This is a genomic window from Acinetobacter sp. IK40, assembly GCF_035615075.1.
Taxonomy (GTDB): domain Bacteria; phylum Pseudomonadota; class Gammaproteobacteria; order Pseudomonadales; family Moraxellaceae; genus Acinetobacter; species Acinetobacter courvalinii.
The window spans coordinates 383,908-395,776 of sequence record NZ_JANBOE010000002.1; the positions used below are offsets into that span (position 1 = coordinate 383,908).

Consider the following 11,869-nt stretch of genomic DNA (forward strand, 5'->3'; position numbering starts at 1 on the left):
ATGAATGCCAAACAACTGAAAAAACTACTGTCATTGCACCGTAGTTTTGGGATGGTGTTGGGCGTTCTCGTTTTACTCTGGTCTTTAACAGGTGTGTTGCATCCAATCATGAGTGCAACACAACCCCAGCCTGTAAAACGAATGCCACCATCCCAACAACTGAATTTAACACACGCCTTAGCAGCAACGGATGTTCTGAAGCAACATCAAATCGCGCAATTTTCAGCCTTACAGGTAATTGAATTAGAAGCTCAGCATACTGTCTATCGCATATTACAGCCCAATCAAAAGGTGGCGGAATACTATGACAGTCAGACCGGCCAATTGCTAAGTAATGCGGAACAACAAGATGCCGAGCGTTTGGCACGCTGGTACACGGGACTCTCTCAACAGGAAATTGTATCCAGCCAAATCATCACCGCATTCAGTGATGATTATCCAAGTGTCAATCGTTTACTGCCTGTTTGGCGTGTTGATTTTCAAAATGGTTTACGTGCTTATGTTGATCCTGCACAAGCACGACTGGCCACGCTGTCTAATGATCAAAAGATGTGGATGGCAAAAATCTTCCGCTTAGGTCATACCTGGACCTGGGGTGATCAGGCCTGGACGGGCCAAGCTGTCCTCATGCAGATCGCCTTGATTGGCATACTGTGCATGCTTGTTATGGGCATTGGCCTATTCTTTAAGATTCATAATCGGCGTAATCACCGTCTAGGGCAAAAACCGATCCGTTTTCTACATCGCTATTTAGGTATCAGTTTAAGCGTGTTTATTCTGCTTTGGGTGCTCAGTGGTTTCTATCATATTTGGCAAAAAAAGCCTGATATAAAAAATATTCAACCTGTGTTTCATACTGCCGATTTAAGTACCGAAGCATGGCAGCAGGTCACTCAGCAGCCCATTCAGCGTCTGGATCTGGTTCCAACCATCTTTAGCCAGACACATACCCGTGCTGCATGGATGATTCAAGCCATTGGACAAAGCCCTTTACAAGGCAGCATGACCGCGGCAAGCAAAGTGCATGATCATCACGCATCTCATATAGCAGCTCCCGCGATTCAGTTTGTCGATGTAGATAATGGTAAAGCGCTTGATATTCTTAATCAAAGCAAACAATTAGCTGCTAGCTATTTAGCTTTACAACCAGAACAAGTTCAACAAGCCTCATGGGTGACAAGTTTTGGAGGAGAATATGGGTTTATCAACAAACGCTTACCCGTGATCAAGGTTGAAACTCAGTTAGAGAATCAACTCAGACTGTATATTGAACCGAGCAGCGGCATGATTGCAGCTCAGGTCACGCAACAGGATGCTTTGGAAGGCTTTAGTTTTGCTTATTTGCATAAATGGACTTGGTTGCCGATAGATAAGACGCTTCGAGATATCATCTTGGGCACGCTTGCAGCACTGGTTGCCTTACTCACTGTGTTGGGCTTCCTGGTTCAATTGCGTAAACGCTAACATTATTCAAGTGATCCTTCTTTTAAGGAGGATCACGCCACCTCAGGCAATTAATTTTTTAAATCATATAGAACGAGGCAATCACAGCACTGAGGAGCACGCCCGTTTCAGCCAGCTCAATGGCAGCGCCTACAGTATCCCCAGTAATCCCGCCGATTCGTTTAATAAATAATGATCGCATATAAAAGAGCATCACTAAAAAAACCACTAAAGCAATTAGTCCAAGCTGCTTAAACATACAAAGTAATGCAATTGTAATGACAAAAACCATCCAAAGTCGCTTTTTTGGCATGAAATCTGTCATTGAACGGCCTAAGCCTTGAGCACGGATATAAGGTGTGGTGAGGAATAAAAACAGCGGCACACTGCGCCCAAGCATGGGCAAGACAATTAAAAAAGCAGCCATGTGTTGTTCAAGCAAAACGTATAAGGCCACAAATTTTAGCAAGCAGACCACAACTAAACTCAGCACCCCGATTGGGCCACATGCAGGGTCTTTCATGATATTCAAGGTTCGTTCAGGATCACCAAATCCACCGACCCATGCGTCTGCGGTATCCGCTAAACCATCCAGATGTAAGCCACCTGTCAGCCAAATCCAGAGTACGAGAATCAGGGCTGCACTCAAGATGATCGGAAGCTTTACCAGTAACATGGCAAATGCAAACAAAATGAGACCAAGTAATACACCCACCAAAGGATAAAACAGCATGGCCTGACCATTCTGCTTTGCGCTTGGCATCGTTTTGAGTTCAATGGGTAAAACAGTCAAAAACTGCAAGGCAATCCAAAAAGGTGTCATGCAACCTCTCAATGACAACGGGTTTTCATGCCTGAATTATGAAGAAATAAAATTGGGAATAGCAAGCGATTCCCAAATGAAAAGACCGAATATCTTAGATTATTGAATTTGATAACATTGTTTAAGCTTCAAATAATCATAATAAAAACTGTTGTTGCTATAACGTGCGTAGTTACAACTCGACTTAAATAAGGTTTCTTTCTCGTTATAGAACATCTTCACCAAGGTTGTGCCTTGCTTGTCTTGATAAATATCCCATTGTAAATTCGCTGCCATAGGTGACACCACCTCACCTCGCCAAGTGTTGTTATTGTAGCTATAGGTTTGACGTAAAGGTAAAGGCTGCATCATGTTGTGCAACTCTAAACTAGTCGCCAATGGAATGATGATTTCGGCATGCGCAAAACGTAATACCGCACGATGTGCTTGCTGCTGATCCACAATCGCATCAACCTGTTTAAATAGGTCCTGCTTTAGACCTTGAGCCATTGCACTGGTGACGTTTTTCGATTCAGTAAAACTTGGCCCTTTGCTATAAAAATCATTGGCATCATTATATTCAGCATAAAATTTTGCTGCATCTACAGGCATATACTGATCAAAATCAACACCTTTTAGTTCAGTTTTCATACCGCCTGATATTGAATATAACTCATATACATAGGCTGCAGCATCCACAGCACTGGCAATACTATTTTTGCCCTTACCTTTTTCAGTGATGATTTCACCTTTAGGTGAAGTGACGCTATATGAACCGTTATTGCTAAATATATAGCCTGTGTTCCCCAGTTTTTGAATGAATTCTGCTTTGAACAGTGGATTCAATACGCTCTTTGCCACTTGTTCAGCGTGACTATTTTTCGCAAGTTCATCCAGTTTATTGGCCAGATCTGTATCATCTTCTTCAAAATGCTGATACGCCTGACTGGCATCGTAAATGGCCTGTTGTTGTGCTGATAAAGGCTGTACTAAATCTTGTTCTTTATTCAAACTATGAAAATAAAGCTTAAAACGGTCCATCCCGCCATCTTCAATCGATGGCACGTTGCTACTGGCTAAACTGGTGTATGAAATTGGGGTAATGTGAGTCTTTAATTGTGGTTGCTGTTGAATCAGTTCAGCAGTAAAGAACTTTGCACTGTCCACCGCACGGTCTACGCCTGAACTTTGCACTAAAATTGAAGCTGGTTGGGTCGAGGCAGCTTTAAATAGATCGGGTAAGCGTTTTAATAAGCGATCTGCAATGCCACGATGCTCCTGAATACCGGTCATGGATTCGTTACCATAGCCAAACTGACGAATGCCCTCTACCCCATAACCCAGCAGAATATTGGCTTTCATCATGCTTTCTAAATCTGCACCCAGCTTTTCGCCCAAAGGCGTGAGTGCCTGTTCAGCTTTGGCCTGTTTCCACAAGTTATAGAGTGCTAAATCATATTTCATGCTGGATAAACCGCGTGAGCCATGACGAGCCACCAGTTCTGTAAATACTGGCTGAAAGCCTGGTGGAGTCGCTTGGTATTTGTTTAGGTCTTGCTGAGGCTGATAAGGGTTTTTAGTTTGATAATATTTTAATGGGCTACTGGTTTCAGGGGATGTCGGGTAGTGTTGCTGGTCATCGTTATTGCAGGCTGCCAATAAAATACTCGCGCATAACATACTGCTTTTTAATAATATCTTCATAGATGATCGATTTATTGCTCAAGAAATTGTCCTGTATCATAGGCAGTGGCAATGACAGTTCGATTACATCAACCAAGCAAATACTGGAAATAAAATAAGATTTTATGACTACTAAGTTGCTGTCCGTTCAGAAAAATGAAGTTGAGCATCAACCTGAGTTAGATTTAAAGCATACAATTTGCCTAACTCTGCGGGCATGGTTAATAGATCATCCAGCTTTTGCTGACGGGCCAGACAAGTCAGCAACTTAATCACCCCGCCGTGTGTCACAATCAATGCCTTGTTCCAGTTGTGTTGCTGCATTTGAACATAAATTTCATTAAAACCATGCAGGACACGTTGCTGGAATTGATGCAATGACTCTCCATTAGGGGCATGATATTGCGTTGGAAATTGCCAGAAATTTGCTAATAACTCAGGCCCATTTTCATAAATAGTTTGGGTAGAAACGCCCTCCCAATCACCAAAATACATTTCCTTGATTTCAGCCTTGAGTAATAAGGGCAATTCGAGTTGTTCGGCTAATGCTGCCGCAAAGTTTTGGCAGCGTTGCAAGGGCGAGCTGATGATCACATCCCAGTGTACCTGAGCATCAAGATACTGCTGAATGGTGGATTGCATTTGCAACCAACCCTGTTCAGTCAAGGCATCATCGAGATGCCCACGCAAGGTATGGCTCAGCGTGGTTTCACCATGCCGCAGTAAATCAAGGTGCAACTTTATCACCGGTCACAGCAGCTTCAGCAAAGGTCGCCATTTGGTTATGCAACACACAAGCCAGCTGCAGCATCGACAGTGCGGCTCCTGCACCACTGCCTTCGCCAAGACGCAAATTCATATTTAAAATAGGCTGAGCTTCTAAGGCTTTTAGCACACGCTGATGACCATATTCAGCCGATTGATGTCCAAATAACATCCATGCTCGACTTTGCGGTTGGATGCGTACCGCGCATAAAGCGGCAACCGAGCTGATAAAACCATCCACCACGATTGGCAAACCAAGTTGTGCACAACGGATATAAGCCCCCGTCATTGCAGCAATTTCCAGACCACCAACTGCAGCCAAGATTTTTAAAGCATCGCCGGTAACATTTACTTGATGCCGCTTCACCGCTTGATCAATCACATTGATCTTATGTTGTAGTTGCTGATTCGTAATGCCTGTACCCACACCCGTCAGTTGGGCAGCATCTTCATTCAACAATAAACACGCCAGTGCTGAAGCTGAACAGGTATTTCCAATCCCCATTTCACCTGCAATAAAAATATCGGCAGCTTGAGCTTTGGCGCGATCCACACTGTCTTTACCCAGTTGCAAGGCTGCTAAGCATTCCTGTTCCGTCATTGCAGCTTGTTGGGCAAAATTGGCTGTGCCTGCACGAATACAATGCCGTTCAACACCAACATATTCATAGGCTTCACCCACCGTACCACAATCCACCACTTGTAAATGTGCATGATGATGTTTGGCAATAACACTGATGGCTGCACCACCTGAGGCAAAATTTTGCAGCATCTGACGGGTTACCGCTTGCGGATAAGCCGAAATATTTTCTGCAACCACCCCATGATCGCCTGCAAAAATCGTAATCCAAGGCTGTTGAATCTGAGGATGTCCCGTGCCCTGTAAGCTCGCCAATTGAATGGCTAGCTGCTCAAGTTGCCCCAAAGCCCCTGTAGGTTTGGTCAATTGCAGTTGACGTTGTTCAGCTTGTTGTTTGGCATCTAAATCTGGTTGTTGTACTGCTACTAAAAACCATTGCACTTGTTCAGTCATGTTATTTCTCATCTTTTAAAATCATTGGAAAGCCTGCGACACAAAACATGACTTTGTGGGCGAGTTGACCCAGAGTCTGATGCAAGCGCCCTGCTTCATCGACAAAACGACGGCTGATTTCCCCCATTGGTACAACCCCAAGCCCGGTTTCATTACTGACCAGAACAATTTGCGAGTGGAGTTGCGGTAAGACCTCGAATAATTTTTGCATCTGTAGCTGCTGCAAGGCGTGATCTTCAGCCAACAATAGATTGGTCAACCATAAAGTCAGACAATCCACCAAAATCAGCTGATTGGGCTGGTCCAATTGCAAAAGCCGGTCGGCAAGATAAATCGGTTCTTCAAGCACTTGCCAATGAGCTGGACGTTGTTGTTGATGATGCTTAATACGCTGCTGCATTTCTTCATCTAAGGCTTGCGCCGTCGCCATATAAATGACGGATAACCCCGAATCCTTGGCGATTTGTTCTGCCAAACGGCTTTTACCTGAGCGTGCCCCACCTAAAATCAGTTGCAACATATCTAACCTAGTTCAATTTGCTGATAAGGATACAGTAATCCTTGTAAAATCTGTGCCTTATAATAGCCGAAAGTCAGTTTTTTGACCTGAATCTTGATGCTTTTGAGCGGAAGTTGTTGTATCCGCTGCAATACTCTATCACTCGGCCACGCTTCACGATACAAACCTAAAGTGATATGCGGACAATATTCAAGTGCTGCGATCTCTGCTGAGACTTGAGCAAATTGTTGACGAATTTGGCCCAGTACGCCCTGCTGATCTTGGATCTGTAAGAACAAGGCACTGCTAAAGCTATCAATGTGTGTAATTTCCAGCTGAAAAGCTGTGAGCGGTAATGCTTCAAGCAGTTTAATCTGCTGTTGTAATTGTTGTATCTGAAAATCGTCATTGTATTGTTTAACAGCAGGCTGCAAGAAACCGCAGACGAATAAGGTAATATGATATTGACGTTGTTGTTTCGGCAGAAGCAGGTCTGAAAACCGGGTTTGAATTTCATCTAAATATTGAATCAGCTCAGGCTGATCAACTTCAATATACCAAAGTGCATAGTCTGAACGTCCCAGATGCCATTCCGGATAATCCCGAACTATGGTCGGACACATTTGGGTAGCGGATTGCAATAACACAACAATATGCAGTCAAGAATATAGATTTTAGGATTAAAACATAAGCTTAGGAAAAAATGGAATACTTGTGCATCTCTTTCAATATTGTCACAGTTTTTATTAGGAATAACGTCAATCAAGCATATCTGCATACGCGGTCAGTTAAATGATCTGGCCCAACGTTCAACTTGACAAAGCTAGCGCCGTAAAGCTAACACAACTTTATAGGTTTAAAGCTGTGTTAGCGCTCACGATCTTGGCTTGTCTATGGATTGCAATGCTAAACCAGCGCAGACTTGGCTTGGTTTTCATTTAGATCATAGCGAAAGGTATCGTCATGCAATTCTGCCTGAATACCTTGATACAGCATATCTAATACTGCTTTCTTTTGACTGGTATTAATATCCATCATTTCAATATTTTTACCAATATGCTGCACAATCTCCAGCTCCTCAATTTCTAGCTGTTTTAAGGCATAGACATATCCATAGATTGCACCTTGCACAATCTTTTGATAAGGCAATTGCTGCTGGATATGATTTTCCAGACTACCGAATACGCGTTCATTAAAGCTTAGTTTTCTAAGCGGATCGCGTGCCACCCGTTCACAAGTATCTTTATAGGCTGAGCGACAGGAATGCAGAAAGCTTTCCGCCATCCGGTCCAGCTCTTTGGCCTGATTGGGCACAATATTGGCTAAACCAAGTTTGACTTCCTCAACCAGCTGTTCCACATATTTCTTGATCTTGGCATCAGCCAGTGCAATCCCGATCATGTCATGACCATGCATGCTGGCATACCAGGCGGTCATGGCATGGCAGCCGTTCCACAAACGGTTTTTAATGATCTGGATATCAGAAATTTGCTCCACCAGAATCATTTGCCGCATTTTACTCAAGATCGGACTACGGTTTTCCACATAAATCGGCATATCGGTTTCGCTATGGAACAGAATCAGATCCATATTCTGCAAAAACTGCCCCGCCTGAAACTGTCCACGCATATCCGATAAACAGTCAGTCATTTGCTGTTCCTGTTTCTCGGTCAGTGCGGTTTCATCTGAAAGCTCGATGGCTTCTTCATTCAGGTCAGATTGGTATTGTTTGAATAAACGATGCTTGATATTCAGCTGACGATATAAGGCTTGATCGGAAAGCTTGGCAACCATTCGGTTGACCACGGTATCGCAAAAATAGTGCTCACTAAGAATGTGCTCTGCGATATCCTCATCGGTGATTTCAAGCAAAGCTTCACGGATATTTTTCAGGACCAGATATTTTGCACAGACTTTATTCAGAATAATCAAAAAGGTAATCGGCTCATGCTGCTGCGTATCCTGCGACATGAAGCGTGCCAATAATCCCCTCGCAATTGTTCTAGCTTCGGATGCAATGGCCTGTTCAGGCAAACACAGCGCGATCAGGCTGGAATGCATATACATCTCCAGCATGTGCTGTTCATTGTCAGCATCAATCACCGTCAGATTTTCAATCCGTTCATCATAGGAGGACTGTCCATAACGAATACTGTAACTACCGAAGCTGTTGACCGATTCCAGATATAATCGGTTTCTGGTCGAAGCGAGAATACGCTGGGGTCGGGTAAACCCATCCCAATGTGACAATACCTGTGCGATATAACCGCCACCAATGGCGCCAAAACCATGAATCCCGACAGTGAGTTGATTGATACTTTGCGGAAATGGTTCTTGCAACTGCGGCATGCCCATTTCAGGAATATACTGGTCCAGCGCATTCAGGCATTCATACATATCCTGATAATAGAAATTTGCCTTGGCCAGCATGCTGTCATTCGGTTCTTTGATGTCTTTAAATAAAATCGTGATGCCGCCCGCATCACAGGCTGAACAGATCCCGTTTTCCGAATCCTCAAACATCAGACATTGTTGCGGTTGCAAATTTAATTTTTGTGCGGCTTTGATAAAAATTTCAGGATGCGGTTTGCCTTTTTCGACTTCATCACCACAGACCAGCAGATCAAAAAATTTATAGACATTGGCATTGATCAGATATTCTTCGGCAATTGCCCGGCGACTGGATGTTGCTACAGCCATACGCAGGCCAGATTTGCGTAGTCGTTCCAGTACCTGAATCAGACCTTTCTTAATGGGTACACCATTATGACGAACCGATTCTAGTTCAAGTTCATCTGCTCGTTTTCGGATGGCTTTATACGGAACATCCTCCCCATAAAAGCGCTGGGCAAGCTGTTCGGCTGTTTGTGCACTGAGTCCAAGACACTGCATTAAATATTCATCGGAAAATTCCTGTCCAATGAGCTCTTGAGAGGCCTGTTTTAATGTCTGAAAGCGTAATCGCTCAGTATCAAACATTGTGCCATCCATATCAAAAAGTGCTCCCTGAACAGGATAATCGTGAAAAATCAGCATCTTTACTCCTTTGTTTTGTTCTTGCGTTCCTTAGGTTAACCAAAAAAACATGACAAATTGGCGATGGTAAACAAATGAAATAAATTTGATCAAAAATCAACCTAAAGTTATTTTTTTTCGGCGTATTGTTGACTAAATTTGTAAAGATTACTTGCATCTGCTACAAAATAGTGATCGTTTTTTATTCAACTTGTTTTATAAGATGACATCCACCAAAACAATCACCACTCAACCATGAGATACAGAACGTCGAATATTACTTATGAGTGATGAAGATTTAATCCTGCTCCAAATAACTGGATTCAGTTGGGAAATAAAAAGCGCACCTGGCGGCCTCAAAATTCAGACCTCTACCCGATATTTGGCTTGAACCAGTAACATCACAATCACACAGACAGATGGAACTGCTGCAATCACAAATAAATGAGTGATGATCAGTGATTTAGCCAGATATCCACCGAATAAAGGCCCGATCACTGAGCCTAATCGGGCAATGCCAATACTCCAGCCCACACCTGTAGTGCGCAATGAAACTGGATAATAGCTGGCAGACAAGGCATTAATGGCGGGTTGTCCGCCGACAATGGCAAAGCCGGCAATAAAAATAACCACATAGAGCAAGGCAATATGAGTAACCGAATAACCAATCAAAGCCACACTGACAGTGGCGACCAGAAAGGCAGGAACTAAAACCTTATAAAAACCGATCTTGTCAATTTTTAAGCCCATTACAATACTGCCAATGGTCCCGCCCAGTTGCAAGGTTGAACCAATCATCAGGGCATGATTCAAGGAGAGTCCTGACTCTTTGGATAAGGTCGGTAACCAGTTGGCAAGGAAATACAGACTGATCATATTCAAGATACTGATCACCCAGATCGAGTAGGTAAAAAAAGCACGCTTATTTTTAAATAATTCCAAAGGTGATTTTTTGATTTTAGGGCCGCTATTGCCAATTATTTGAGTTGCTGTGTTGAGTTCCAATGCCGGATAAAACTTCTTCAGCCAGAATAGAATCGTTTGCTCATTCTTTTTATTTTCACCTAAGAAATACAGTGATTCCGGTAACTTAAACAGCATGATAAAGAAAATGAATAACGGTATAATACCGCCAAAATAAAAAATGGCCTGCCATCCGCCTATGGGCGTAAGTAAAGCAGAAATTCCTCCACCCAGCATGGCACCGACTGTATAACCACAAGAAATTACCATCATGGTCAAAATACGATATTTATTGGGCACAATTTCAGAGCTATAGGCCATGGCATTCGGCATGATGCCGCCTAAGAAAATGCCCGTAATAAAACGTATGACCGCAAGTTGTTCAATATTGGCAACATGGGGTGTCCATAACATCAGTACAGAGAATACTAACGTTGAGATCAACAAGATCGGACGGCGACCATAACGGTCCGACAGTGAACTTAAAACAAATGAACCCACAAACAATCCAAACAAACTGGCGCTAAACACCACACCCAACATGGTTTTTTCGACACCCCACGCCTCGATAATCATCGGCGCGGCATAGGCCATGGCCTGAATGTCATAGCCATCCATGATCATCAGCAATAAGCAGGTAAATAGAATAAATTTTTGATAAGGTCCGACACGTTGCTGGTCAATCAAATCATTTAATGCAACTTCTTTCATGGTGATTCCTTCTCCATGTTGCTTTAACTATAATTTTTCAATCCATTATTACTTTATTCGTAATTTAGTTATGATATTCGTAAATTCAGCAAATAACAATATGTTGTTTTATTCATCAAAAATACTTTTTAATTTTATATATCAATATATTGTTTATTTTTAAAATGATGTTTTCTACATAAAAAAACCTCAACATCCGTTGAGGCTTATCTTCAATTTAAAGCTTAAATTCAGTTTAAGTCAGGCTTAAATCTTGAGTCTGCTGCTGGCTATGCTGTTGTGAATTGGTATAATACTCGCCAAACTTGTCGTAAAACGTTTCTCTAAAACAGTAATAGAGCATGGCTGTTTTTTCAGGCATCGGGATGAGACGCTGACTTTCATAACAAAGATCAGCAACAACCGCTGCATAAGGTTTTACCGTGTGGTCTGGCTCCCCTACAATTTTGTGTGCAGGCGAATTTTCAAAAATATAGAAACTCAATAAACGGATGGTTGGTCTTAAAAAGCCTTTACCAAAAACCGACTTATCACCGAACAGTAAATGCCAGCCCAGATCATTATCATCACCTTCATAGTAACGACCTAAACGATCACGCTTCCCTTCATAAATTTCGGTATAACCCACATCTTTACCATCGACACCGACAATCAGTAAGCGTTGATGGTCATCGGCCAACATTTTGTCAAAGTAGACCTGCAGCTCAAGTTCAGTCTTGTTCAGTTGCCACTGTGGAATCACATGGGGTTCATGCATCCATTGATGCAATAAAGGAATATCCTGCGGATATTGAACTTGGCGTAAGTAATATTGTGTCCCGTCTTCATAATACTCAAAATAATCAGGAAGTTTTTGTGACAATGTAAGCATGCAGATATTCCTTGCCTTTAATATTAGATGATAATGATAATCAATTTTATTAAGACAACAACTGTTGTTTTTCTTGTTTTTTGT

At 42.5% G+C, this 11,869-nt stretch carries 10 protein-coding genes; 1 reads left to right on the forward strand and 9 read right to left on the reverse strand.

Annotated elements, in window-relative coordinates:
• On the forward strand, positions 1-1,464 hold the full coding sequence (locus tag MSG93_RS05885; RefSeq protein WP_324620931.1) for a PepSY domain-containing protein: 1,464 nt from the start codon (positions 1-3) through the stop codon (positions 1,462-1,464).
• Positions 1,465-1,522: 58 nt separating this feature from the next.
• Here MSG93_RS05885 and MSG93_RS05890 read toward each other — a convergent pair whose 3' ends face one another.
• The 9 genes from MSG93_RS05890 to MSG93_RS05930 form a co-directional block, all read right to left on the reverse strand.
• Complete coding sequence (locus MSG93_RS05890; RefSeq protein ID WP_324620932.1) at positions 1,523-2,266, reverse strand: adenosylcobinamide-GDP ribazoletransferase; 744 nt, start codon at positions 2,264-2,266, stop codon at positions 1,523-1,525.
• Between the two features lie 99 nt (positions 2,267-2,365).
• A complete protein-coding gene (locus MSG93_RS05895) occupies positions 2,366-3,949 on the reverse strand; it encodes a histidine-type phosphatase (protein WP_324620933.1) in 1,584 nt (527 codons plus the stop codon).
• 111 nt (positions 3,950-4,060) lie between these two features.
• Positions 4,061-4,666, reverse strand: a complete 606-nt coding sequence (locus tag MSG93_RS05900) for a histidine phosphatase family protein (protein WP_324620934.1) — start codon at positions 4,664-4,666, stop codon at positions 4,061-4,063.
• On the reverse strand, positions 4,656-5,726 hold the full coding sequence (gene cobT, locus MSG93_RS05905; RefSeq protein ID WP_420714299.1) for a nicotinate-nucleotide--dimethylbenzimidazole phosphoribosyltransferase: 1,071 nt from the start codon (positions 5,724-5,726) through the stop codon (positions 4,656-4,658). The genes MSG93_RS05900 and cobT overlap by 11 nt, the downstream gene beginning before the upstream one ends.
• A 1-nt stretch (position 5,727) precedes the next feature.
• Positions 5,728-6,246, reverse strand: coding sequence for a bifunctional adenosylcobinamide kinase/adenosylcobinamide-phosphate guanylyltransferase (gene cobU / locus MSG93_RS05910; RefSeq protein ID WP_324620936.1), 519 nt, complete (start codon positions 6,244-6,246; stop codon positions 5,728-5,730).
• Positions 6,247-6,248: 2 nt separating this feature from the next.
• A complete protein-coding gene (locus MSG93_RS05915) occupies positions 6,249-6,872 on the reverse strand; it encodes a 2'-5' RNA ligase family protein (RefSeq protein WP_324620937.1) in 624 nt (207 codons plus the stop codon).
• A gap of 259 nt (positions 6,873-7,131) precedes the next feature.
• Positions 7,132-9,261, reverse strand: coding sequence for a bifunctional mannitol-1-phosphate dehydrogenase/phosphatase (gene mtlD, locus MSG93_RS05920; protein ID WP_262753718.1), 2,130 nt, complete (start codon positions 9,259-9,261; stop codon positions 7,132-7,134).
• Positions 9,262-9,603: 342 nt separating this feature from the next.
• Positions 9,604-10,914, reverse strand: coding sequence for an MFS transporter (locus MSG93_RS05925; protein ID WP_324620938.1), 1,311 nt, complete (start codon positions 10,912-10,914; stop codon positions 9,604-9,606).
• A 235-nt stretch (positions 10,915-11,149) separates the two neighbouring features.
• Entirely contained in the window at positions 11,150-11,785 is a 636-nt protein-coding gene (locus tag MSG93_RS05930) for a GNAT family N-acetyltransferase (RefSeq protein ID WP_324620939.1), read from the reverse strand.
• Positions 11,786-11,869 lie beyond the last annotated feature (84 nt).